This is a genomic window from Mesorhizobium sp. L2C066B000 (assembly GCF_000502335.1).
Classification (GTDB): domain Bacteria; phylum Pseudomonadota; class Alphaproteobacteria; order Rhizobiales; family Rhizobiaceae; genus Mesorhizobium.
The window spans coordinates 135,466-157,008 of sequence record NZ_AYWZ01000008.1; the positions used below are offsets into that span (position 1 = coordinate 135,466).

Genomic DNA, 21,543 nt, shown 5'->3' on the forward strand with positions numbered 1-21,543 from the left:
AGCATGGTGCCGCAACAAGTCTGGCAAAACCGCCCGCGGCTCGCCGCGCCGCTGGCGTGGCTCGGCCTGGCGCTGATCGCCGGCGCCTATCTCTCCTTCAGCGAGGAAGCCCCCTTCCCCGGCTTCCTCGCCCTGGTGCCGGTGGCCGGCACAGTGCTGTTGCTGCTCGCCGGTTCAGCGCATGCGCAGCAAGGGCAGAGCGCTGAGAAAAGCCCGAGCGCGGCACTGGCGCTGCCGCCCCTGCAATGGGTCGGCAAACTCTCCTACTCGCTCTATCTCTGGCACTGGCCGGTGATCGTCTATGCCACGATGGTGGTGCCCGAGCTGTCGCCGCTCGGACGCCTCGCCTGCCTGGCGCTCACTTTGGCGCTGTCGGTCTTCACCTATCATGTCATCGAGAACCCGATCCGCCGCAATGGCTGGCTGATGGCCAGTGCGGCGCGGGCGCTGGTGCCGGCCGTCCTCCTGACCGGCACCAGCGTCGCAGCCGCATATGCCAATGCCAGGCTGGCCGTCCACGATCTGGACCCTGAGCAGCGCAGCATTGCCGCCAGCGCCGCGCAGCCTTCCACGGCGCGCGCGGCCGGCTGTATTCTTTCCTTTGAGACGGTGACGCCGAAGGCCTGCGTGTTCGGCAACAAGGACGCCCGCGCTCGATTGCGCTGTTCGGCGATTCGCATGCCGACCACTGGTCGACGCCGCTGATCGAGGCGGCGGCCAAGAACAACTATCGCCTCGTCACCTATCTCAAATCGTCCTGCCGTGCCTCGCGGGTGACGACCTGGAACTGGCGGCTGAAGCGCGACTACACCGAATGCGACCAGTGGCGGGAGCAATCGGTCAAGGACATTATCGCGTTGCACCCGCACATGGTGGTGATCTCGGAATTTTCGATCGGCAATGTGATGAAGGAATCGCCCGAGGAACTGAAGCACGCCGATGGGAACGAGGAGTGGAAGACCGGCCTGCGCTGGACGCTGGCGGCATTCAGCCGGGCCGGGATCAAGGTCGCGGTAATCCGGGACGTTCCCTACAATGGAAGCTATGCCGACAAATGCGTGGCGCGGGCGCTGTGGCGCGGGCAGGTGCCTGAAGTCTGCGACACGCCGAGGGACGCGGCGGCGAACGACGACATCGCCGCGGCCGAGCGCGACGTCGTGCGCAGCGTGCCCGGCGCCACCTATGTCGACCTGACCAGCCAGTTCTGCGACGCCCAAACCTGCCACGTGTTCATCAACGGCCAACTCGCCTTCCGCGACCGGCACCACCTGGCGACGCTATTTGCTGAATCACTGGAGCCGCTCTTGGAGAAGGCGGTGTTTTAGGGGGCGGCGAGGTAGGGGGACCTGACGGCTGACGCTCAGTTGATGCGAGCTATGCCACAAACACATCCTCTCGATGGTGAGCGAGGTAAGCCTGCTGCGGCGGGGTGAAGGTGCTAGTGCGCCAGACGGCGGGGGCTTCGGCAAAGCCGAAACTCTGCATCACCAATTGCTCGAATCCGAGCCGCCGCAAATCAGTCTTGTCGACGCGCTGGGATATGAGGACCTGCCCGCTATCTTCAAAACTGATGAAGCCACGGTCAAAGAGGTGGTCGGCATCAGGCGTGAGGAGCAGCCCGTTCATGCCGTCCAAGCGCTCCTGCGCGGAAGCGCATAGGCGCCAAGGCTTGATGTGGCTTGCAATCAGCAACGAGGGATTGGTGACCCCTGTGAGTCGGCACGAGCGCTCCATGGCTTCGACACTGGAACGAAATTTACCTTGGCCGCGACGAGCTTGAATGACGCTCGTCTTTACAGTGTCCTCGAGTTGGAGGTCGTCTCGGATACGGCGCTCAACGACGTCCTCTAAAATTTCATTGACGACTTCGAAAGTGAGACTGTTTGCGCCACCACGCCTCAAAGCTTCGCGGTCGAAAGCTGTACCCGCGACAATTGTGTGAAACACCTCTTGCGATACGCTCGCGAGATAGGCGTTTTGACGGCCTGATCCGGAGTTTGGGTCGATGGGCGAGTATCGGGCAGGCAGAAGCGGACCCAATTCGCCAATTATGTCCGACGGGCGCACCGTCGGCAGGAGCGGCGCCCAATACACCGGGAGAAGCCAACCTTCCTCGTTCCAATTGGCTCCAGTGTTCTTGAACTCCGGTGGTTTCGGTGCTGTGAATGCAAACTCCGCTACCCGACCAATATAGCGCACGGCTTGACCGAAAAAAGACAACACGAGGTCACCAGGTGTCGCCCGACGCATATTTTTGTAGAACTCGCTGCGTGCCCCATTCTTCTGAGTTTTGGGCGACCAGAGATATTGCCCGTCGATCTCTTGGCAGGCGGTCTGACTGTGATTTACCCACCAGAATTGCGACATCGTTTTTGATTTTAATAGTTGCCGTCGGCTGGGTAAGCTCTATTCGAGACCTGTCTCGCCTACAAGCATGGAGCCGACCTTATTGCCAGGTGCGACAGGCGGCGTAACTGCATCTTTCGGCGAGACGCCAAGAAGAGCGTAGGGCGACGATAGTCGCCGCCCCCACCCCACTTGCAAATCGCCCCCCAAATGCCATCTAGATCACAGGCGCACCGCCGGTGCGCCTTAGCCACGGAGCTTTCACTTGACGCAGCGAAGCGGCAGTGCGGATCTGCCGCTGCATGGCGGGCGGGTTCCGAAATGGCTGGGCGATCGCATGACGCGGCTGGGCGCGGTGCTGTGCGAGGCGATCATCCATCACTATGGCCGCGACGAGTTGTTGCGGCGGCTGGCGCATCCGTTCTGGTTCCAGTCCTTCGGCGCCGTCATGGGCATGGACTGGCACTCCTCGGGCATCACCACCTCGGTCGTCGGCGCGCTGAAGCGCGGGCTGAACCCGATGTCGCGAGAGCTCGGCATCCATGTCTGCGGCGGGCGCGGCGCGCATTCGCGCAAGACGCCGCAGGAGCTGGCGGTGATCGGCGAGCGCGTCGGCATCGATGGCGCGGCCCTTGCCACCGCCAGCCGCCTGGTCGCCAAGGTGGACAGTGCGGCCNCGAGCGCGTCGGCATCGATGGCGCGGCCCTTGCCACCGCCAGCCGCCTGGTCGCCAAGGTGGACAGTGCGGCCGTGCAGGACGGTTTCGACCTCTATCTGCACGGCTTCATCGTCACCGACGACAGCCGCTGGGTGGTGGTGCAGCAGGGCATGAACGGCGACACCAGGCAGGCGCGCCGCTACCACTGGCTGTCGGAAGGGCTGACCAGCTTCGTCGACCAGCCGCATGCGGCGATCGAGGGCGAGCGGCAAGGCGAGATCGTCAACCTCACCGATCATCGCGCCGAGCGGTCGCGGACCGGGCAACTTGATCTGCTCAAGACCATGAGCCCGGAGCGGATCCTTGACGAGCTTGCCGTGCTGGAGCCGCCGCCGAAAGCGGCGCCCGCGAAACTGCCGGCGCAGCCGATGCTGCCCAATCTGGTGATGCCGGCGCATCATGATGTGCGCGAGAGCGACATCGTCATGCACCGGCTGCACGGCAACATTTCCGCCGCCATCGAAAGCGGGCCGGCCGATTTTCCCGAACTGCTGCTGGTGCCCGGCGTCGGCGCGCGCACGGTGCGGGCGCTGGCCATGGTGGCGGAAGTGGTGCATGGCGCGCCCTGCCGCTTCTCCGATCCGGCGCGCTTCTCGCTCGCCCATGGCGGCAAGGACCGCCACCCCTTCCCGGTGCCGCTGAAAGTCTATGACGAGACGATCGCGGTGCTGAAATCGGCCGTCGGCAAGGCCAAGCTCGGCCGCGAGGAAGAGCTCGGCGCGCTGCAGCGGCTGGATGGCGAAGCGCGGCGGCTGGAGCGCTACGTCACCGGGCCAAGCCTTAAGGAGATCGTCGCCGGCGAGTTCGACCAGTCGCATCTGCTTGGAGGGCGCAGTGTGTTCGGGTGGGAGGGGGCGGCGGAAAGCGACGACGGTTCAGACAGGGGCCGCCAGTAGCTGCCTGTCCATCATGCAGAGATAGTGCGCGGCCCATAGAAACACGTGCTCGGCTTGTTTTGATAATGCTTGCAAAGACCCATTTCTCAAGTGATGCTCTGCCAGGCGAGGCTCGGCATGAAGACATTCGCATGGACGTTGGTTTTCGTGCTGCTGGCGATTGGCGGCGCGATCGCCCAAACGACGCCTGAGCCTGCCATACTGGCATATACACCGCCGATGCACTTCGTCGTTGTACGCAACAGCACGCCAGGATGCGAGCCGACATGCCCGGAATGGATTTCGGCGGAAGGTCACATCGTGGCCGGCACGCCAGCTTTGCTGAAGGCTTTGCTGAAAAAACTCGGCCCCCGCAAATTGCCTTTGGCGTTGAATTCCCCGGGCGGCGAGACCGATGCGGCGATGGCGCTTGGCCATATGATCCGCGCCAGCGGGCTCGACACGATGGTTGGCAAGACGGAGTTCTCCGAATGCGCGCCAGACACAAAAGCCTGCGGGCCGGGCGCCCTCCGCTTCGGCGTCGCCAACCCCGTCGGCGCAGTCTGTTCGTCAGCTTGTACGATGGTTCTTGCGGGCGGCGTACGGCGCCTGGCAGACAGCCGCGCCTTTGTCGGCATTCACCGGATCATGCTGCCGGCCGCCAAGAAAATCCACGGCAAGAAGACCATCGTCCTCGTTCCGATACCCAAATGGTATGAACGCAAGGTCGACAGCTATTTCACCGAGATGAAAGCAGGTTCGTGGATCGTATCGGCCATGCAAAAAATACCCGACGACAGCATACGATACCTCGTGACATACGAACTTTTGGACCTGAATCTGATAACCGAAACCGGTCACGGCGACACGCGCACCTCCATCGATATCTGCAAGACCACGCCGCCGGCGGGCAACTGCCGAACGGTCAGGCAATAGGAATAGCGGGCCACGTAGGTCGTCGAAGCGCCTGTTTCTCAACAGCAACCCTTCACTTTACGCTGCGCCCTTCAACAGGTCTTCCGGCCGGCCCTCGACGAGCGCAGCAATATAGCTTTCCAGGCTGGTCGTGCCGCGCTCCGGGTTTTCCGGCTGCATCGGCTTGTCCAGCGTGGCCCCGGTCATGCGGGCATAGGACTCGGCCGCCGCTTTGGAGAAGCCTAGTTTTTCGTAGGTTTCTGTCCAGCGCTCCCGCGGCACCGTGACCACGCGCACGTTTTTGCGCAACGCCGCACTGAAGGCTGCGGCGACATCGGCGGCGGAGTAGCGCCGAGGACCCTCGATATAGTGCGTGCCGGTCTTGTCCGCCGGCTCCAGCAGACGTCTCGCCGCGGCCTCGCCGAGATCCTGCGGCGCCACCATCGGCAGCTCGAAATCCGCCGGGAAGAAGGAGGTGATGACGCCGTCGCGCCGCGCCGTCTCCAGGGCCTGATCCCAGTTGCTCATGTAATAGGCGGCGCGGTTGATGCTTGCCGGAATGGCTTGGGCCTTCAGCTTCTGCTCGAGGCCGTAAAGGACGGTGAGATCGCCGACACCCTCGCCGGCCTGCGCGCCGTAGGTCGATTCCGCCACCAGCTTTTCGAGGCCGGAGCCCTCCAGCGCCGCCGCAATGGCGCCAACCGTCTTGCGCTCCTCGGCGTCGGTGTCGGTCGATGGATCGGCCGGCGGGTTGAGCAGAAACGCCCGCTTGCCGCGCCGCAAGACTTCACGCAGCGCCTCGACATCGAGCACATCGGCAACCGCGGCCTCCGCGCCCTGTTCAACCAACCATGCGGCCTTCGACTCGTCGCGCGTCACCACCGTGACATCCTCGCCCTGCCGCAACAGCGCCATTGCCGCCGCCGAGCCGACATGGCCGGTACCTCCAAGAATGACATGCATGGTCTCGTCCTTCCCTTGCTGATTCATGCCGGATTAATGGCTGGGGCGGCGAAGGGTTCAAAAATCGGGGGACGATGCTGACAGGAGGTGACGCTGACTTTCCTCGCAATGCACGGCGCAGGGGTCGTTCGCATCTTGCAAAATTATGGAACGAGGTCGTGCCCAGCGAGTTATATTAGCGCAACCTTGAATAGGAGGCAGCTATGAGAAAGCTCCTGCTTGCTTCGGCTATCGCTATCACTGCGGCGGCGGCGATGATCGCCCCGATGCCGGCGGGCGCGTCGTGATCGGCATCGGCAACGGCTACTATGACGATGACTACAATGACAGCTATGGCGACTATTACGATCGCTACGCTCCTCGCCCCTACTACCAGTATGATGCCTACGACAACGGCTTCAGGTACCACAGGTATCACAGGCACCATCGCCATTGCCGTATAGAGTTGGTCAAGCATTGGCGCCATCATCACAGGATCGTCGAGGAAATTCGCGTTTGCGAACGGTGATCCGATAGGGTGAAACCGGTCGGCCGGCATCTGCCGGCCGGCCGCTTCCTGCGCGGCTGCCGGCCTTATCGCGGCTTCCGCATCAGCATCATCCCGTAACCCACGGCCAAAAGGTCGAGCCCGACCTTCAACAGCTTCACCACCACATCTCGTCCCTCGCCGGTGCGTTCGGCGAGCGCCTTCACCGACTGGCCTTCGAGGCAGATCTTGCGAACCACCTCCGCCACTTCCCAGTGGGCCATGGCGGCGATGGCATGGGTGTGGGCGCGGCCGGCGTTGAGCACGCGGTCGGGGATGCCGCCATTGATGCGGCCGCCGTCAATGCGCTCTTCCCACGTCATCGGCCGCAGCCCGTCACGCGAGGCGCGCTCGAAATCGTCGCGAAACCGCTGGCCGGCCTCACGCTGCTGGCGGGTCAGCGAGGTGATGCCGACCAGCGGATCGACATTGCGCACCCGCACGATGCCGCCGGTCGCGGTGTAGCCGTCATTGGAGACCTCGTAGACGCGCCGCGCCTCTTCGGTGCCGACGCTCAACCGCTTGCGGCCGAAGCGATCGTCCTTCAGCGCGAAATCATGGCCGATCTCGCGGCGGATGCGCACCTGCTCGGCTTCGCCCGCAGGCAATTTCGGCGGTTTGGCTTTCTGCGCGGTTTTTTTGCTCATCGGGGGATCCTTGTGGGATTGGGTTGTTGAGCCGGAAGGTTGGCGTTCCTTCGCGCCCCCCTCTTCCCTGCCGGGCATCTCCCCCACGAGGGGGGAGATTGGCAGTTTCGGCGGCTGCGCCTCTGCAACGTTGGCAATTGGCGAAATCGGCGGCGATATCCGATCGCCCCCCTCGTGAGGGTTGAGGAGTGGTCCGCGAAGCGGACGGAAAGCCAATTGCTTGGCTTTCCGAGCGACGAACGTCCGGCAGGACAGAGGGGGCGCTGTCCCGCCGGCTTTCGATCATTGGTGGGGTCGTCCGGAGGCGAGGAACGGAGCCCAGCCGCTCACACCACCTCCGCCACAGGTCGGTGGAAACGCGTCTGATGATATTCGCAGTAGCTTTTCAGCGCCCTTGTGCGCAGGCCGCAGCACAGCATCTCGAGCCCCGGCCGACTGCCGGGAGCATCGTTGTCGGGGTCTTCCTCCAGCGTCAGGTCGAGCGGCGCGCGGCAGCGGTCGAACAGGCAGTCGATGAAGCGCATGGCGGCGACATGCGGCTGACGCCCGAGCGAGGCAGGGCGCGGCGCCGGCACATTGAAGCGGTAGATTTCGCCGTCCACCACCAGCCGTCCTTCGCCCGGGATCGAGGGCGCCGGACGGGCTGGCAACAGTGGCCTGGCCGATGGCTGACGGGTCGGTTTGGCGGCCGGTTTGACCGGCGCGGCCTGCTTCGAAACTCCTACTTCCCTTACGAGCTTGCTTGGCTGCGCCGGCGGATTCCTCTTGGCGGTATTCTCGTTTGCCGCAGTCTTCCCCGTCGCATTCTTCCTCGGTCGGCCGCCGGACCTGCCGCCTCTGGGGTTGGCGAAGCCGATGGTCTTCAACGCGCTGTTGCGGTGGACGATGCCGATGATGGCATTGCGCGAGACCGGACTGCCGCGCAGCGCCGTGAAGCGGACGGCGATCCCTGTGGCCGACAGGCCATCCCTCAGCCAGACGGCGATCTCCTGCAATTCGGTGTCGGTATAGGCAGTCATGTCGGTATCCATTGATTGCGCGCGCAAAGACCGAGCGCCGGCCCCGAGGGCCACGGGAGAAATCAGAGCGGATGGTCGGTGCGGTCAGCCGATACTGACGGCCGGCAGCGAGCCGGCGAGATGCCGCAAGGCGGCTTCGGCGGCAGCTTTGGTGAGGGCGGAAACTGCCCTGCCCGTCAGCCGGTCGAACAGGATGACGGTGCCGTCTTCCGTGCGGATGCAGGAAAGGCCCTGCCCGCCGGAAACAGCCCTTGGCGCACCGGCGGCGCCATGGGCTGAAGAGGTGGCCGGAGCCGGGAGAGGAGCGGCTCCGGCCGTTCCGGTCGATCGGGGGGACGACGGTTCGACCGGATCCGGGGCAAGAGCCCCGGTTTGCGTCCGGACCGGGGAGGAGGACAGCCCGGACGATGGGAGAAAGCTGACGATGTCTGCGGAAACGCTTGCGGTTCGTTCGATCATGCGCTAAGCGTACGATATGTACGAACCGTACGCAAGCGAAATCGTACATATTGGACGATAAATTTCAGGCAATTTGTACGATGCAGGAACCGAGGCACAGATTGCAGCAGGCGCGGGCGGAGGCGGGTTATGCCTCGCCGAGCGACGCGGCGCGGGCATTGCGCGACATCAACAAGAACACGCTGATCAGTCACGAGAATGGTAACCGGCCGCTGTCGCGCAAGGCGGCGGAGAAATACGGCCGCCTGTTCGGCGTCGATCCCGGCTGGCTCTTGTTCAACGGTGACGGCGGCAGCCTTGCGGGGGGCCATTTCGGCTTTGACGAGTCGGGCCGGCAGATCCCGATGCCGTCGCTGGCCACCGTCGATGTGCCCATCGTCTCATGGATCAGCGCCGGCGAACTCGGCAGCCAGGACATGGTGGTCAATCTCAGCGACTATCCGACCATCCCCACCACCGATCTGGAGCAGGGCCAATGGATTGCTCTGCGCGTCGACGGCCCGTCGATGAACAAGATCTCGCCACCGGATTCGATCATCTTCGTCAACCTCAGGGACAAGCGGCTGGTGACCAATGGCTGCTACGTCATTTCGGACGAATCCGGCCAGGCCACCTACAAGCGTTACCGCCCCAACGAGAACCCGCCCTTCCAGCCGGCCTCCTACATGGACATCCCGCCGCCGGCGCTGGAAGGCGCCATCACCATCATCGGCCGGGTGAAGCGCTCGATGATCGATATGTGAGGGAGAAGGCGGTGAGGCGCAATCTCCCCCCTCGAAGGGGAGATGGCCGGCAGGCCAGAGGGGGTCGCCGCGCGTAAGGCGCTGACGTCCTCTGTCCGCGATAGGAAGTCGCGTCAGGACGTACCGACCCCCTCTGTCGCCTTCGGCGACATCTCCCCCTCGAGGGGGGAGATTACGCGCCCAAAAACTCGTTCGTAAAATACCCCCCGAAATCCGGCTTCTCCTTCAGAACCTTGCCATCGCCATCGAGCAATATGCCGGCCCTGAAGAGGTAGGTTCCGATCGCCTCGATCTTGGCCCTGGCGATGGTGCCGATGACGCCGTCCTGGCTGCGCAAGAAGTGTCCGTCGACCAGCATTTTCAGCGAAGCGTGGATCAGCGCCGGGTCGGTCAGCGCATCCCTGTTGGAAGCGATCAGCAGATCGCCGGCTTCCTGCGGGTGATCGCAGGCAAATTGGTAGCCGCGCCGCGTTGCCTCGACGAAGGCCGATGCGGCCTTCGGGTTTGCCTGGAGATATGCATTGCTGGAGGCGATCAAGGTGGTGTGCTCGTCGGGCACGCCGTAGTCGGCGTAGCGGAAGCCGCGCTGCCTGACGCCTTTCAACTCGGCAGCGACGCCTTCCCAGGTCGAGACCTCCAGCGTGAAGTCGACCGAGCCGTTGGCCAGCGCCTCATAGGCCGAGGTGCCGAGCGTCACGGTCTCGAAAACGCCCTTGCCACCATCGTGGCGGATGATGGTCGAGATCAGCGTGTTTTCCCAGGCGCTGCCGAAGCCGCCATAGGTCAGACCGTCAAGGTTTTTCGGGCCTTTGATCTCACTACGGTCCGCGTTGAAGACCAGCTGTCCGGTCTCCTGCTGGACCACGGCGTAGACCGCCTTGAGATCGGCGCCGGCAGCCCGCTGGGTGAACAGGCCGACGCCGGCAATGCCGAAATCGGCGATGCGGTTGGCGACCAGCCTGCCGGCGCCAGTATCGCCATAGGGCAGGATCTCAACATCGAGCCCGGCCTCGTGGTAGAACCCTTTGTCGCGGGCAACGAACAGGCCGACATGGTTGGTGTTGACCGTCCAGTCGAGCGCGACGGTGATTTTTTGCGCAGCCGCATGAGCGCGAGAGGCAAGCGGCAGTCCGGCAGCCAGCGTCAGCAGCAAAGCCTGCCGGCGTGTGAATTCGGTCATGAAAAACTCCTTTGAGCGGTCTGCGGGAACGAGGGCCGGTCAGTCCCGGGATTGAGCAGCGTGTCGAGGATGTCGGCTTCGAGCGCGGCGGCCTGGCGCGCGGCATNGCGGCGGCCTGGCGCGCGGCATCGCTGCCGGTGGTGCGCGGGCGCGGCAGCGGCACGGCAATCTCGCCGATGATGCGGGCCGGCCGCGCCGACATCAGATAGATGCGATCGGAGAGGTAGACGGCTTCGCGCACGTCATGGGTGATCAGCAGCGCCGTCCAGCGTTGGCGCTGCCACATGCCTTCCAGCCAGCGCTGCATACCCGCGCGGGTCAGTGCATCCAGCGCGCCAAAGGGCTCGTCGAGCAGCAGCATGTCGCGCTGCTGCACCACGGTGCGCAAAAGGGCGGCGCGCTGGCGCATGCCGCCGGAAAGCTCGGCCGGCCAGGCGCGCTCGAAACCGGCAAGGCCGAACTCAGCGAACAACGGCGCGACGCGTTCGCGCGCCGCCTTGCGGCCAAGACCCTGCACTTCCAGCCCCAGCGTCACATTGTCGATGACGCGCCGCCACGGCATCAGCGCGTCGCGCTGCGGCATGAAGGCGAAGGGGCTGCCCTGCAATCGCGCGCCGTCGAAGCGCATGTCGCCCTCGCCTTTCAGCGCGCCGGTCAGCAACTGGAACAGCGTCGACTTGCCGGCGCCGGAAGGGCCGAGGATGGAGACGAACTCGCCGGCCGCGACATGAAGCGAAATGCCGGCGAGCACCTCAAGCGCGCCGAAGTTCTTCCTGATGTCCCGGAGTTCGAGCCGCGTCATTGACGGTTCTCTTCTGCAGCTTCAACCTTGCCGTCGCGGCTTTCGCTCCCTGCATTCTCCCAAGGCATGGCGAAGCGCTGGACGAGCACCGCAATGGCGAACAAGACAAGCGTGAGCGCGGCGCTGACGGCGACCGCGGCGAGCACCAGATCGGGCCGAAAGTTGTTCTTGGCATTGAGCATGTAGATGCCCAGCCCCTTCGCCGCCCCCGCATATTCGGCGAAGATCGCGCCGACGACGGCGTAGGTGATGGAGATGCGCAGCCCGGCGAAGAAATAGGGCAGCGCCGAAGGCAGGCGCGCCAGCCAGAAGATGCGCCAGCGCCCTGCCCCCATGGTGGCGAGCATCTGCGAAATCGCCTTGCTGGTCGCGGCAAAACCCTCGACCAGCGCCACCATCATCGGGAAGAAGGTAACGAGCGCCACAAGCAAGATTTTTGGCATCAGCCCGAAGCCGAACCACAGTACGATGAGCGGCGCAATCGCGACCAGCGGCAAGGTCTGGCTGACGATCAGCAGCGGAAACAGCGCGCGGCGCAGCGGGGCCAAGAAATCGACCAGCGCCGAAAGCACGAAGGCAGCGACCAACGAGCAGGCGAAGCCGGCTGATGTGGCGCGGATGGTGGGCAGCGTGTTGTCGGCAAGGGCAGCGCGATGCTCCCAGGCCTGCTGCAGCACGCGCGACGGCGCCGGCAGCATGGTGGGCGCAGCGCCACCATAGCGGGCGTAGAGCTCCCACGCCGCGAGGAGCAGGGCGGAGGCGCAGGCGGCGGGGATGGTCTTGGCGATGGCTGCGGCTAATCTCCCCCCTCGAGGGGGAGATGTCGCCGAAGGCGACAGAGGGGGTCGTCTCGCATAGAGCGCCCACGCCTTGCCGATGCGAAAAGGACGTCGGCGCTCCACGCGCTGGGACCCCCTCTGGCCTGCCGGCCATCTCCTGCTCGAGGGGGGAGATTCGTGGGCATCGCGGTCTTCGCCAATCGCCAATGGCTCCCCTCCTCTCTGTGCTGAGGGGTCAGAGGCATCTCCTCCACGCAATGGGTCAGATAAACCAGCCACGGCAATATCCTCAAGGAACGACGCTTGAGCCGCGGCTCAGACGGCGCTCGGGCTGTTCGCCGAGATCGTGATGTCGAGGGTGACGTGGCCGGCGCCGGGGCCGAAGCGGCAGAAGGCCTCGTTGAGCGTGGCAAACACGGCACCGGCATCGCCACGCAATTTGGTGCAGAAGTTCTTTGAGCGCTCAAAGACGCCGGACTGTTTCAGGAAATCGATGCAGCCGTAGATCTCGTCCATATGGTCGCCCGTGCCCATAACGTAGAGCGAGAACTGCGCCGCCACCGGCTGGCCGGTCGACGGCGTGGCCTGGACAGCGCGGATCGCGGCGATCTTGCGCTCGTCCAGCGGAATGGCGGGGCCGCCGGTCTCGTCGGAGCGGCAGATCGGATCGTCGGGCTCACCCGGACAGCCGCGCGAGACCGCCGCCGAAAGCACGCAGTGCTTGCCGCTTCTGGCCGCCGCCACGAACAGGTCGCGCATAGCGGGAAACAGCACCTCGGGCGGCCCGACCGTAAGGGTCGAGATGTCATCGGTTTCGATCCGCAGCCGGTCGCGCCACGGATCGAGCGCGCCGAGCGCGCCGAGGATGACGCCGACGAAATCGTCGGTCATGGGATAAAGGGAAATCTGTGCGCCTGAAAACATCGCCCGCCTCGCTCCGCTGGTATTATCCAGATCAGCTTTAGGGTCCGAAGGCTTGCCGCCCTCATCTCAGCCCCGACGATACGGAGCACCCCTGTGGATGGGCGGGTTAAAGCATTGTTCGAGACATTGGGGAAGCCGTTTGTTGAGGCACTGCGGCAAAGTGTTTTAGGCCAGACGTGCCGGGCGCCTGGGCGTTAACAGACGACTCGTCAGTTCGTTGCGTTATAAGGTTTCCACGAACTTCTTATAACTGCGTTGGAATTCAAGCTGATAAACGTAATTATAAGAAAACGGCAGAGACTCCGCGCAGCCCTTACGGTTTCTGGATTTCCTTATCCGCGACCCCATCCGGACTGTGCTCCTGCATCGCTCGGGCTTGCCTGTGCTGGTCCCCTCGCCCCAGCGCCACGCCATCCACAAGCTGATCGTCGCCTCGCGACGCGGGCCGAGCGCTGGCGCCAAGCGGGAGAAGGATCTCCATCAAGCGCGCCTGCTGACCCAAGCGCTCGAAGCCACACGTCGCCAGGACGACCTTGCCTTCGCCTTCATGGAAGCGTGGGACAAGGGCGAAAACTGGCGCGAGACGATCCGGCGCGGCCTGAACCTGTTCGACGCCGACACGAGGGAAAACAGTCAACACCATCCTGGGGAAATCCCTCCGCGAAATTGGTGCGACTCCTGAAGGATTCACGATGCGGGATTAGCTGAAGCGACCGCTGCTATATTCATTTCCATCGTCCCAACTGTACGAAATTGGCTTGACGCTCGTTCGTACATAAAGTACGATATCTCTTTTCGCAGAGAGGAATGTCCTTGAGCACAGCGAACCATGTTGCCTTCGCCGATCTCTCTCGTCCTTTGCTGTCACCCCCGTCATTGCCGCCGCCTTTATTGCCGCCCCCTTTGTTGCCGCCCCCTTTGTTGCCCTTGTCATTCGATCAGTGCGAACGCCTCGCCGGGGCCTGGCGAATGGCCAGCCAGGACATCGCCGACGACATCCGCTTCATCCGCCAATATCTGAAAGTCGTTGCCGAGAAGGACGAGAGGCTGTCGACCGGCACCCTTGTTCACAGCCGCGCCTATGTCGAGGCCTGCGCCGGCTGGCTGCCACAGACTGTAACGCGCTATCTGCGCCACCTGCGCCAGATCACCGAATGCGAACTGGCCATGACAGCTGCCGGGATTCGCTTTGCGCTGTCGAGTTATGCCTGGGAGGCATGAGGGCGGCTGTCGCCAAACACAAGGAATTGCGCTGCCCGTCGCAGGCGCAATTCGTCAGGTTGAGAGGCTCGGGCGCGCCTGAACGGCGGGCGCCAAGGATGGCCCGGCCAGCGAATTCCGGCCTTGCTTATTTCGACTGGCCTTATTTCGACTTGGCCTTATTTTGATTTGGCTTTGCCGGACTTTGCGGCAGGCTTCGCGGCCTTTGGCTTGGCGGCTGCCTTGGCGGGCTTGGCGTCAGCTTTCTTCGCCGCCTTTTTGGGCTTGGCGACCGCGCCATCGACTTCAGCCGTGGCCTGCTCCCAGTGTTCCTGATGCGCGCCTTCAGGCCGGCCGGCCTTTTCCCAGATCTCGTGCGCGCGCTGGCGAATGCGGTCCTGTTTGTCGTCCGTCACTTAAGCCTCCGTGGTTGGGTCCGGTCGGTTGGTCCAGATTCCACGAAAACATTAGCCGAAAATTCGGCCGGCGTCTTGAGTGACGAGACATCTCAGCGCGGGTCGGAAATCACCGCAACGCCGAGCAGCGCCGCTTTCTTGACGATCAGCCCCGCGAGGTCGGCATCCGAACGATCGGTGCCGGTGCGCTCCCGCAGGAGCGCGATCGCTTCCTTCATCGATAACAGCGCCGTGTTGCGCTCGGCCAGCAACTTGTCGCAACACGCCGCAACATTGGCGGAGTTCGGGGTCTCGACATGCGGCAACATGGCAATTCTCCTTTCATCATGTTCGTCATTCGGCCCTGCCGCCCTTTTGGGAAGAACGACAGGGCCGTATCACCGATGAATGGTTAGGTTGTCGAGCGTTACTCGACCACCTCGACAATCCTGCGCGTGCTGGGGTCGACCAACACGGTATGGTTGTCGACGACGGCGTATCTGTACTGAACGTCGGGAACCTCCTGCAGCTCGACAGTGTCAGGCAAGGCAGTGCCGACATTCAATTCGACCCCGAGCAGATTGACCGAGGCAAGCGGATGTTTCTTTACGTACTGGTGCACGACCGTGCGCTGTTCCGGGGTGATGATCACCTGCTGCTGTGCCGGCTGCGTGACGATCACCTCGTCGGCGGCGGCAATGCCGATACCAGCGATCATGGCGAGCCCGGCGACGGCGGGAATAAGGATGGTTTTCATCTTCGTCTCCTGTCGTTGTTGGCGAGCTCCGCCGTGTTCCCGCATGAGGCGAAAACAGCGCAGATCGAGGTGGCGGGCTCCTGGAGGCAAACGCAGCCGGTACGGTCTTGTTCCGCAAGCGGAGACTAAATTGATCGGCTTCCCGGTCATGCCAGCAGAACCCGCACCCGCAAGATTCGCATTGAAGCACAATCCCTCAGGAGACCTTCGACATGGATGATGCACGGCTCCAATTCCGGTGGCGATTGCGGCCGGCGCCGGCATTGATTCGGTGACCGCGTCGCCCGGCCCAGACCGGAACCGACCGCCTTCGTGCCACGCCGTGAAGTTTCAAGCAAAGGTCATTGCTTCGGCGGCTGCGCAGGCACCTCGCCAGGCTTGATCACCGGCGTCTTGCCCTGATCCGGCGGCGGCTGCGTCATATCCTGGTCACCACTGGGCGGCGGCTGCAGCACGCCGCCGCAGGGACCGAGCGTGCTGGTCGATTCGCCGCCGCCATTGGCGACCGGCGGCTTCTGACCATCGTCCTGAGGCTGCGCCTGGCAAGGCGCGGCAGGGCCGTGCTGGTCGCCATTGTCCTGCGCAGCCGCCGGGTCGGCCAGCGCCAGGAGCAGCACGCATGGGATGAGGGGGAAAGTCTTCATGGTCCAGCTCCTCTGGATTCATCTCCTTGGCAAAACAGACTAGTCCTTGGCAAAGCAGACTGGCGGCAATTGGTTCCACGGAGATGGAGTGGTTGCCGGAACCTGACAGCCGGAAATGAGTTCCACCTTCTCGACGCAAAGCCGCCAGGAGGAGGCAATCATGGAAGAACGAAACAGAAAACCCAATGACGAGGTCGAGGCGCCACCGAGCAAAAACGATGCCCGCGACAGGATCGCCAATGACGAGGTGGAAGCGCCGACGCCGCGCCGGCAGGATTGGGATGCGCTGCGTGGCGCAACGGTCCTGCCCGACGGAGCAGATGAGGAAAGCCTGCCGGACACCACCGGAGTCGAGAAGGAAGGCGAACTGCCCGAGGAGGATGACGACAACCCCTACCAGGACAGTGACGATGCCTTGCCCGACGACGCCGAGGAAGCCGCCATTGGTCACGACCTGGCGAGGCGCGGCGGCCCGTTCGACGAGGTGTAAGGGCAGCGGCCGCGGACGTTCGAGAGGTTTCCCGGCACGTCCACGCCGTCACCAGTTGGACCTAGCATGAGCTGAAGGCGATGCCGGAGCATCGCGATTGATATTTCGAAGGATCCGGCTGGTCGGATCCTTCGTTTAAGGCGCCTTGGCGGTTTGTTAAATTTAGCCCTTGTGGTCAAGGACTGGGCGGCGACGGCGACACACCTTCGACAGCCGAGAAGCACGAACGCGAAGCCCATATTTCAAGCGCCGTCGAGGCCGCTCGCCTGAAATCTTCAAAGTGCGCAAGAAATCCCCGCCGCGGGCGGTGCAGACACGCTCCGGCATCGCGGCGCTGCGAACCGGGCCATCGACCGCCGGCACTTGAGTGCCGACGGGCTCTGACCTTCAATTCGACCCGGGATCGCCGAGCGCCTCGGTGACGAAGGACGCCGCGATCAGGTCGTCGGCGTCGAGGCGTAGGGAGCCTTCGACACCTCCCATGATGGCTGCGACCTTCTGGAAGGTCTGCATCTCGTGTTCAGTAACGCTGGCGTCTCGCATCCTGGCTTTCAGATCGGCGATGCGTCGGCCCAGTGAGGCCGACGTTCCGATTTCTCTTTTCGACATGGTGGCCTGCTCCTCCCCCAACCCATGCTGTGGACGTACTCAAGGCTGCCTATATATAAGGCAGCGCGAATACAGTCGCCGCAACGCGCGATATCTGGGAAGGTTCCGGCGCCAAATAGTCACGAAATAATACGTGGTGGGACTCGGGTATGTTAAGCGCCGACGCGGCGATAGACACCGCAGCCAGCGGCTGCGGCCATCGGCTTGGCCAACCCGTGTCGCGGGTCGCGAATGCGGGTCGGACTTTGATCGCCGCGCGCGAACAGTCAGCGAGAGGCCGGAACCACGCCGGACACCGAGCGCGCCGTTTCGGGCGAAAACACCACGAAAGCAAAAGCCAGAACGGCAGCGGCGACGATGAGCGAGCCGCCGGCGACGATCGGTTCAAGCGCCGGGTTTCCCTGCAGCATCACATACAGCGCCGGCAGCATGATCACCAGGCCGAGTGTGTAGAGCCCGTAGTGGATCATGGCGATGCGACGCGCCGCCTTTTGCGGATTGAGCGCGTAGTAGCCGCCGAAGATGGCGCTCGTCACCCAACCGAGCAGATTGATATGCGCGTGCGCCGGAAAAGCGGCGTGGTCACCCGAGATCGCCATCTGCAGGCCGGCCGCAATCCCCAACATCAGGAACAAGATGGCAGTTTTGAAAAAGAGTTCTGAAACCCTCGGCATGTCATTTCTCCCCCTATGCGGTCTGCGACCGCTTGCGACCTGGAGAATACACCCACGCGCAGAACTTTTCCACGCCCCGGTTATGGGGCCATGCCTGCACAGCTTTTTGCACGCTGTTCGACTTTTCTGGCTGCCATAACCCGGCGCCGCCCCGCTACGGCGTCAGCAAGATGTCGGCGCCCGCTCGCTCGTCGAACACCACCGCGCAGCCGCGCCCCAGCGCCACTGCCGACAGCGCGTTGGCCACCGTCTCGTCCGGCGATACGAAATCACCGGTCAGCACTCGCAACTCCTCCACCGCCCTGGCCATTGACACGCAGTGCCCGGCAACGCGATCGCTCGTGCAGGCGTCAATGACGCTGACGAGGTCGATCATCTCGAACTGGCCCATACCGGCCTCCACAAAAACAGCGTCCCGTCGCGGATATGAACGCCGAGGCGAGAGACAATGTTCCGCAGGTCCGATGCCCAGGCGGAGCACTCGACAGCCCGACCTGGAACGGGCCGGCCGGCGACAACCGCTTCGCTTGACAATAGGCCCTGTTTGTTCTCTATTTGTTCGGCAAAAACGCCTCTCACAACAGACGCGGCTAATGCTGCAACGCCGCAAAGGGAACGGTCGGGATGGAGCCCACCATCCTGCATGCGGATCTCGACGCCTTCTACGCCTCGGTCGAGCAGCTGCTCGACCCGGCGCTCAGGGGCAAGCCGATCGCCGTCGGCGGCGGCGTCGTGCTTGCCGCCTCCTACGAAGCCAGGGTTTTCGGCGTGCGCGGCGGCATGCCCGGACGACGCGCGCGCGAGCTTTGCCCCGGACTGATTTTCGTCGGCGGCCATTTCGCCGACTATCAGCGGCTGGGCGACGCCGCCATCAAGGTGCTCGACGATTTCACGCCGCTGGTCGAGCGGATTTCCATCGATGAAGCCTTTGCCGACGTCGCCGGCTGCACGCATCTGTTCGGGCCGCCGGCCGAGATCGCCGCCACGGTGCGTCGGCGCGTCCGGGCAGAGCTCGGCCTGCCGATCTCGATCGGCGTGGCGCGCACCAAGCATCTGGCCAAGATCGCCTCGCAGGTGGCCAAGCCCGACGGGCTGGTGGTGGTCGATCCGGACACCGAACTTGCCTTCCTGCATGATCTGCCGGTCGGGCTGATGTGGGGCGTCGGCCCGGCGACCAGAGCGCGGCTGGCCGAGATCGGCATCGAGACCATCGGCCAGTTGGCAAAGACGCATGGTGGGGCGCTGCGAAGATTGCTCGGGCCCGCCGCCGGCGAAAAGCTGTCGTCGCTGGCATGGAACCGCGACCCGCGAAAGCTCGAAACCCACAGGCGGTCGCATTCCGCCGGCGCGCAGTCGGCGCTTGGCAGACGGCCGGCCGAGGCGCGTATCTTCGGACCCGTCCTGCTGCATCTGGCAGACCGGGTCGCCAGCCGGCTCAGGGCGAAATCACGGCCCGGGCGCACGGTGACGGTGCGCGTGCGTTTCGCCGATCTGCACGCTGTCACACGCTCGCTGACGCTCGAGCAGCCGATTTCGGCAACCGCGATGCTGGCCGAAATCGCCGGGGAGCTGGTGCGCGGCGTGCTGGCCGCCAACCCTCGGGAGAAGACCATCTCGCTGCTGGCGATCTCGGTGTCGCAGCTGGAAGAAAGTGCCGAGCTGCAGCTGGAGCTGCCGCTCGGGCTTGCCGATGAAAAGCAGCGGCCCGGCAGCAGGCAAGGCCTGGCGCGCTTTGGCGCCGACCGCGCCATCGACAAGATCCGCCAGCGCTTTGGCAGAGAGGCTGTCGGCTATGGCGCCGTGGCGCTGGAAGCCCGGCGCTCGGTTCCCGATGCCTTCCGCGAACTGGCGGAGAAGGAACTGTGAGTGCGGCGCGACGGCAAGGCCAATGTTTAGGCTGGGCCAGTCCGCGCTGCATTGCCGCTCTGTTTGAGCAGGCCGACCAACCAGGCCATACCCGCCGCAGTTTCGGACATTTTTCGCACCGCAACCCGGCCACGCCATGCACGCCCAAGAACAACGCTTTGTCGATGAAGGTGGACTTGCAGTTAGTGCATCGGGACCAAGAAAACCCGGGGCGGGACGACGGCGCCGCGAAGGTTGACAGTGCCGATCCGTCTGGCATTATCGCGTAAGCTCGGAGGATTCACTATGAAGAAAACCTATTCGAAGCCTGTTCTGGTCAAAAAAGGCAAGCTTTCGCAGGTTACGGCGCTCGCCAATGGAGCGGGTTCCGGCCCGATCGAGTGAAGTCGTTGAGTCGGCTGTCGCCTGATCTGGCGGCCTCGCCTGACACTGGAGATGCGGCATGAAGAAGACCTATTCGAAGCCGGTGCTGGTCAAGAAGGGCAAGCTCTCGCAGGTTACAGCCGACAATGGTAACGGCTCCGGGCCGGTCGCCGTCTAGCAGCCGATTATCCGACGCCTCGTGCCGTCTGGCCGGGAACAGGGCTTTGGGTGCCCGACGTGGAGAGTGGAAAATGAGGAAGACCTATTCCAAGCCAGTGCTGGTAAAAAAGGGCAAGCTCTCGCAGATCACCGCGAACGGCGCTTCTGCTCCTATTCCGGGCTAAACTCGTTCCCCGGTAGATCGAGATCCTCCTGGCAGAGTCGGGCGGCTTGATCGTTTCCGGAGCATGATCTCCCGCAGGCGGCGGGACCGTTCAGCGCACAACCACCAGATCGTCGAGCACTAGCTGCCAATAGTGGCTCGTGGAGAGGCGTACGCGCGTCACCGCCGCCAGCATCGGCGCATAGTGGACGGGCGCCAGTGCCGACAGGACGATCGTGTCGCTGGCGATCAGCCGGTCGCCAAGCCAGCTCTCGACCAGTGCGGTTTCGCCTTCGGACTTCAACCATGCCGCCGTCAGCATCACGGAATGGAACCCGAACGGTTTGTCGCTCGAGAATTCGGCCGGGTGTCCGCTGCTCGTATAGCAGACATGGTCTCCCGAGATATTGCCGTTGACGTAGCCTTCGCTGCCTTCGGTATGATCGCGCGCCAGTGCGTTCAGGTTGAACCAGGTCAACCCGGCATAACCGGACGGCACCTTGCGTAGGCCGCGCGTGGTGACATCGTCGAAACCGATGGCCTGCAAGGACGCGGCGCTGTCGACAGCCGCGTTCTCGGGCGACAGCAGGCCGAGCTCGGTCGGGTAGGCGGACAAGGCCAGTCGTCGTTCCATGCCATCGCCGGTGACTTCGATCGCGTCGGCGTCATCGGGCAGATCGAGACGGAAGCCAGCCCCAGCACTTAGCGGATGCACCGCCACCTCTTGCCCTTTCGCCATCACCGAGATGCTCGCCGAAGCACCGTCCGCTACGCGGCCGCTGAGCCGGCGTATCGCAAACAGGCCGACCGGCTGCAGCATTGCTTCCGAGGCCAGCCCGGTGGGCGAGCCCGGCAGCGGCCGGAGGTGCTGCGACTGGACCTCGTTGGCGCTGCTGGAGCGCCAGCCGGGCGGAACCGACACGGTGAAGCGGTAGCTGCCCGGCACATGGATGGGCGCGGCGCGACGTTTCGTCGACGCCAGGAAATTGGCAAAGCCGCCGCGGTTGCTCCGCGCCGCGGCGACGAAGCGGCCGTCGCCATCATGCAGTCTGACCATGATGCCGGCCATCGGGCGGTCGCCGAGCCCGTAGCGGCCGTCGCGATCGGCATCGAAATAGACAAAGGACGAATGATTGAGCTTGCCGTGGTTGCCCGACCAGTCCCGGCGCACGGCGTAGTCGTTGGCCGGATCTTCACGAAGCCGGGCTCTGAGACGAGACCGCGCCAGCCGCCAGGCGAGAGCCGCAACGACAGCGGCGAACCCGACAAGGAGTATTGCCTTGATCACGGACGGCTCAAGCAATGCTGTCGGCCCTGCTCATCTGGA

27 protein-coding genes, 3 pseudogenes and 1 riboswitch are annotated in these 21,543 nt (G+C 63.9%); of the genes and pseudogenes, 12 read left to right on the top strand and 18 right to left on the bottom strand.

Annotated elements, in window-relative coordinates:
• Window positions 1-3: 3 nt before the first annotated feature.
• A complete protein-coding gene (locus X733_RS1000000171490; RefSeq protein WP_348625865.1) occupies window positions 4-705 on the top strand; it encodes an acyltransferase in 702 nt (233 codons plus the stop codon).
• A complete protein-coding gene (locus tag X733_RS1000000171495; protein ID WP_348625869.1) occupies window positions 663-1,325 on the top strand; it encodes an SGNH hydrolase domain-containing protein in 663 nt (220 codons plus the stop codon). Before X733_RS1000000171490 ends, X733_RS1000000171495 begins: the two co-directional genes overlap by 43 nt.
• Window positions 1,326-1,374: 49 nt before the next feature.
• Here the strand turns inward: X733_RS1000000171495 and X733_RS148130 are convergent, their stop codons facing one another.
• Window positions 1,375-2,367 (bottom strand): HNH endonuclease, encoded by a 993-nt coding sequence (locus X733_RS148130; protein ID WP_023751865.1) that lies wholly within the window; start codon window positions 2,365-2,367, stop codon window positions 1,375-1,377.
• Window positions 2,368-2,611: 244 nt separating this feature from the next.
• On the opposite strand from X733_RS148130, the pseudogene X733_RS01000000166335 reads away from it, so the two are divergent.
• Window positions 2,612-3,960, top strand: a pseudogene (locus X733_RS01000000166335) (DUF763 domain-containing protein).
• A 147-nt stretch (window positions 3,961-4,107) separates the two neighbouring features.
• A complete protein-coding gene (locus X733_RS1000000167220; protein WP_155924223.1) occupies window positions 4,108-4,875 on the top strand; it encodes a hypothetical protein in 768 nt (255 codons plus the stop codon).
• A gap of 57 nt (window positions 4,876-4,932) precedes the next feature.
• Here X733_RS1000000167220 and X733_RS148125 read toward each other — a convergent pair whose 3' ends face one another.
• The 5 genes from X733_RS148125 to X733_RS148105 form a co-directional block, all read right to left on the bottom strand.
• On the bottom strand, window positions 4,933-5,817 hold the full coding sequence (locus tag X733_RS148125) for an NmrA family NAD(P)-binding protein (protein WP_023819108.1): 885 nt from the start codon (window positions 5,815-5,817) through the stop codon (window positions 4,933-4,935).
• A gap of 175 nt (window positions 5,818-5,992) precedes the next feature.
• Window positions 5,993-6,274: a hypothetical protein gene (locus tag X733_RS1000000171500; protein ID WP_155924224.1), complete on the bottom strand. Its 282-nt coding sequence runs from the start codon at window positions 6,272-6,274 to the stop codon at window positions 5,993-5,995.
• A 116-nt stretch (window positions 6,275-6,390) separates the two neighbouring features.
• On the bottom strand, window positions 6,391-6,990 hold the full coding sequence (locus X733_RS148115) for a DUF6456 domain-containing protein (RefSeq protein ID WP_023819110.1): 600 nt from the start codon (window positions 6,988-6,990) through the stop codon (window positions 6,391-6,393).
• Window positions 6,991-7,316: 326 nt separating this feature from the next.
• Window positions 7,317-8,009 (bottom strand): GcrA cell cycle regulator, encoded by a 693-nt coding sequence (locus X733_RS148110; protein WP_023819111.1) that lies wholly within the window; start codon window positions 8,007-8,009, stop codon window positions 7,317-7,319.
• 84 nt (window positions 8,010-8,093) lie between these two features.
• Complete coding sequence (locus X733_RS148105) at window positions 8,094-8,468, bottom strand: hypothetical protein (protein ID WP_023819112.1); 375 nt, start codon at window positions 8,466-8,468, stop codon at window positions 8,094-8,096.
• Between the two features lie 80 nt (window positions 8,469-8,548).
• On the opposite strand from X733_RS148105, the gene X733_RS148100 reads away from it, so the two are divergent.
• A complete protein-coding gene (locus X733_RS148100) occupies window positions 8,549-9,211 on the top strand; it encodes a S24 family peptidase (RefSeq protein ID WP_023672482.1) in 663 nt (220 codons plus the stop codon).
• A 172-nt stretch (window positions 9,212-9,383) separates the two neighbouring features.
• Here the strand turns inward: X733_RS148100 and X733_RS148095 are convergent, their stop codons facing one another.
• From X733_RS148095 to X733_RS148075, 4 genes and pseudogenes are all read right to left on the bottom strand, one after another.
• Window positions 9,384-10,391, bottom strand: a complete 1,008-nt coding sequence (locus X733_RS148095) for an ABC transporter substrate-binding protein (RefSeq protein WP_023819113.1) — start codon at window positions 10,389-10,391, stop codon at window positions 9,384-9,386.
• Window positions 10,388-11,193: pseudogene (locus X733_RS1000000168245) on the bottom strand (ABC transporter ATP-binding protein). Before X733_RS1000000168245 ends, X733_RS148095 begins: the two are co-directional and overlap by 4 nt.
• Window positions 11,190-12,032: an ABC transporter permease gene (locus tag X733_RS148080; protein WP_023689011.1), complete on the bottom strand. Its 843-nt coding sequence runs from the start codon at window positions 12,030-12,032 to the stop codon at window positions 11,190-11,192. The pseudogene X733_RS1000000168245 and the gene X733_RS148080 overlap by 4 nt, the downstream one beginning before the upstream one ends.
• 255 nt (window positions 12,033-12,287) lie before the next feature.
• The gene (locus X733_RS148075) at window positions 12,288-12,896 is read right to left on the bottom strand and encodes a YkoF family thiamine/hydroxymethylpyrimidine-binding protein (RefSeq protein ID WP_023819116.1); all 609 of its coding nucleotides are present in this window, start codon (window positions 12,894-12,896) and stop codon (window positions 12,288-12,290) included.
• Window positions 12,887-12,999: riboswitch (TPP riboswitch) on the bottom strand. Its footprint overlaps the gene before it by 10 nt.
• 198 nt (window positions 13,000-13,197) lie before the next feature.
• Between X733_RS148075 and X733_RS1000000168250 the strand changes: the two are divergent.
• Window positions 13,198-13,494 (top strand): annotated as a pseudogene (locus tag X733_RS1000000168250) (GSU2403 family nucleotidyltransferase fold protein); the annotation flags it as partial.
• A 371-nt stretch (window positions 13,495-13,865) separates the two neighbouring features.
• Window positions 13,866-14,117 carry a hypothetical protein gene (locus tag X733_RS148065; RefSeq protein ID WP_023684826.1) on the top strand — a complete coding sequence of 84 codons (252 nt, stop codon included), beginning with the start codon at window positions 13,866-13,868 and terminating at the stop codon, window positions 14,115-14,117.
• 158 nt (window positions 14,118-14,275) lie between these two features.
• Here X733_RS148065 and X733_RS148060 read toward each other — a convergent pair whose 3' ends face one another.
• The 4 genes from X733_RS148060 to X733_RS148045 form a co-directional block, all read right to left on the bottom strand.
• Entirely contained in the window at window positions 14,276-14,512 is a 237-nt protein-coding gene (locus tag X733_RS148060) for a DUF2934 domain-containing protein (RefSeq protein WP_023819119.1), read from the bottom strand.
• Window positions 14,513-14,604: 92 nt separating this feature from the next.
• Window positions 14,605-14,820, bottom strand: a complete 216-nt coding sequence (locus tag X733_RS148055) for a hypothetical protein (RefSeq protein WP_023670360.1) — start codon at window positions 14,818-14,820, stop codon at window positions 14,605-14,607.
• Window positions 14,821-14,918: 98 nt separating this feature from the next.
• Window positions 14,919-15,248: a DUF1236 domain-containing protein gene (locus tag X733_RS148050; RefSeq protein WP_023670359.1), complete on the bottom strand. Its 330-nt coding sequence runs from the start codon at window positions 15,246-15,248 to the stop codon at window positions 14,919-14,921.
• A 341-nt stretch (window positions 15,249-15,589) separates the two neighbouring features.
• Window positions 15,590-15,892 (bottom strand): hypothetical protein, encoded by a 303-nt coding sequence (locus tag X733_RS148045; protein WP_023819120.1) that lies wholly within the window; start codon window positions 15,890-15,892, stop codon window positions 15,590-15,592.
• Between the two features lie 160 nt (window positions 15,893-16,052).
• On the opposite strand from X733_RS148045, the gene X733_RS1000000168255 reads away from it, so the two are divergent.
• A complete protein-coding gene (locus X733_RS1000000168255; RefSeq protein WP_023805607.1) occupies window positions 16,053-16,382 on the top strand; it encodes a hypothetical protein in 330 nt (109 codons plus the stop codon).
• A 387-nt stretch (window positions 16,383-16,769) separates the two neighbouring features.
• On the opposite strand, the gene X733_RS148040 is transcribed toward X733_RS1000000168255, so the two are convergent.
• From X733_RS148040 to X733_RS148030, 3 genes are all read right to left on the bottom strand, one after another.
• The gene (locus X733_RS148040; RefSeq protein ID WP_023693867.1) at window positions 16,770-16,991 is read right to left on the bottom strand and encodes a hypothetical protein; all 222 of its coding nucleotides are present in this window, start codon (window positions 16,989-16,991) and stop codon (window positions 16,770-16,772) included.
• 266 nt (window positions 16,992-17,257) lie between these two features.
• Window positions 17,258-17,665: a hypothetical protein gene (locus X733_RS148035; protein WP_023819122.1), complete on the bottom strand. Its 408-nt coding sequence runs from the start codon at window positions 17,663-17,665 to the stop codon at window positions 17,258-17,260.
• A 154-nt stretch (window positions 17,666-17,819) separates the two neighbouring features.
• The gene (locus X733_RS148030) at window positions 17,820-18,056 is read right to left on the bottom strand and encodes a hypothetical protein (protein WP_023670353.1); all 237 of its coding nucleotides are present in this window, start codon (window positions 18,054-18,056) and stop codon (window positions 17,820-17,822) included.
• A gap of 233 nt (window positions 18,057-18,289) precedes the next feature.
• Between X733_RS148030 and dinB the strand changes: the two genes are divergently transcribed.
• From dinB to X733_RS1000000169650, 4 genes are all read left to right on the top strand, one after another.
• Window positions 18,290-19,531 carry a DNA polymerase IV gene (gene dinB, locus X733_RS148025; protein WP_023747861.1) on the top strand — a complete coding sequence of 414 codons (1,242 nt, stop codon included), beginning with the start codon at window positions 18,290-18,292 and terminating at the stop codon, window positions 19,529-19,531.
• A gap of 285 nt (window positions 19,532-19,816) precedes the next feature.
• The gene (locus X733_RS1000000168260; protein WP_023670351.1) at window positions 19,817-19,915 is read left to right on the top strand and encodes a hypothetical protein; all 99 of its coding nucleotides are present in this window, start codon (window positions 19,817-19,819) and stop codon (window positions 19,913-19,915) included.
• A gap of 58 nt (window positions 19,916-19,973) precedes the next feature.
• Window positions 19,974-20,072, top strand: coding sequence for a hypothetical protein (locus X733_RS1000000168265; protein WP_023684816.1), 99 nt, complete (start codon window positions 19,974-19,976; stop codon window positions 20,070-20,072).
• 73 nt (window positions 20,073-20,145) lie between these two features.
• Window positions 20,146-20,238, top strand: coding sequence for a hypothetical protein (locus tag X733_RS1000000169650; RefSeq protein WP_023689018.1), 93 nt, complete (start codon window positions 20,146-20,148; stop codon window positions 20,236-20,238).
• A gap of 90 nt (window positions 20,239-20,328) precedes the next feature.
• Here the strand turns inward: X733_RS1000000169650 and X733_RS148020 are convergent, their stop codons facing one another.
• The gene (locus X733_RS148020; RefSeq protein ID WP_023819123.1) at window positions 20,329-21,504 is read right to left on the bottom strand and encodes a hypothetical protein; all 1,176 of its coding nucleotides are present in this window, start codon (window positions 21,502-21,504) and stop codon (window positions 20,329-20,331) included.
• Between the last annotated feature and the right edge of the window lie 39 nt (window positions 21,505-21,543).

Coding starts and splice junctions, on each gene's coding strand:
- X733_RS1000000171490 (WP_348625865.1), top strand. CDS start 4: ATGGTGCCGCAACAAGTCTGGCAAAACCGCCCGCGGCTCGCCGCGCCG.
- X733_RS148130 (WP_023751865.1), bottom strand. CDS start 2,367: ATGTCGCAATTCTGGTGGGTAAATCACAGTCAGACCGCCTGCCAAGAG.
- X733_RS148125 (WP_023819108.1), bottom strand. CDS start 5,817: ATGCATGTCATTCTTGGAGGTACCGGCCATGTCGGCTCGGCGGCGGCA.
- X733_RS1000000171500 (WP_155924224.1), bottom strand. CDS start 6,274: ATGCTTGACCAACTCTATACGGCAATGGCGATGGTGCCTGTGATACCT.
- X733_RS148115 (WP_023819110.1), bottom strand. CDS start 6,990: ATGAGCAAAAAAACCGCGCAGAAAGCCAAACCGCCGAAATTGCCTGCG.
- X733_RS148110 (WP_023819111.1), bottom strand. CDS start 8,009: ATGACTGCCTATACCGACACCGAATTGCAGGAGATCGCCGTCTGGCTG.
- X733_RS148105 (WP_023819112.1), bottom strand. CDS start 8,468: ATGATCGAACGAACCGCAAGCGTTTCCGCAGACATCGTCAGCTTTCTC.
- X733_RS148100 (WP_023672482.1), top strand. CDS start 8,549: ATGCAGGAACCGAGGCACAGATTGCAGCAGGCGCGGGCGGAGGCGGGT.
- X733_RS148095 (WP_023819113.1), bottom strand. CDS start 10,391: ATGACCGAATTCACACGCCGGCAGGCTTTGCTGCTGACGCTGGCTGCC.
- X733_RS148075 (WP_023819116.1), bottom strand. CDS start 12,896: ATGTTTTCAGGCGCACAGATTTCCCTTTATCCCATGACCGACGATTTC.
- X733_RS148065 (WP_023684826.1), top strand. CDS start 13,866: ATGGCCAGCCAGGACATCGCCGACGACATCCGCTTCATCCGCCAATAT.
- X733_RS148055 (WP_023670360.1), bottom strand. CDS start 14,820: ATGTTGCCGCATGTCGAGACCCCGAACTCCGCCAATGTTGCGGCGTGT.
- X733_RS148050 (WP_023670359.1), bottom strand. CDS start 15,248: ATGAAAACCATCCTTATTCCCGCCGTCGCCGGGCTCGCCATGATCGCT.
- X733_RS148045 (WP_023819120.1), bottom strand. CDS start 15,892: ATGAAGACTTTCCCCCTCATCCCATGCGTGCTGCTCCTGGCGCTGGCC.
- X733_RS1000000168255 (WP_023805607.1), top strand. CDS start 16,053: ATGGAAGAACGAAACAGAAAACCCAATGACGAGGTCGAGGCGCCACCG.
- X733_RS148040 (WP_023693867.1), bottom strand. CDS start 16,991: ATGTCGAAAAGAGAAATCGGAACGTCGGCCTCACTGGGCCGACGCATC.
- X733_RS148035 (WP_023819122.1), bottom strand. CDS start 17,665: ATGCCGAGGGTTTCAGAACTCTTTTTCAAAACTGCCATCTTGTTCCTG.
- X733_RS148030 (WP_023670353.1), bottom strand. CDS start 18,056: ATGGGCCAGTTCGAGATGATCGACCTCGTCAGCGTCATTGACGCCTGC.
- dinB (WP_023747861.1), top strand. CDS start 18,290: ATGGAGCCCACCATCCTGCATGCGGATCTCGACGCCTTCTACGCCTCG.
- X733_RS1000000168260 (WP_023670351.1), top strand. CDS start 19,817: ATGAAGAAAACCTATTCGAAGCCTGTTCTGGTCAAAAAAGGCAAGCTT.
- X733_RS1000000168265 (WP_023684816.1), top strand. CDS start 19,974: ATGAAGAAGACCTATTCGAAGCCGGTGCTGGTCAAGAAGGGCAAGCTC.
- X733_RS1000000169650 (WP_023689018.1), top strand. CDS start 20,146: ATGAGGAAGACCTATTCCAAGCCAGTGCTGGTAAAAAAGGGCAAGCTC.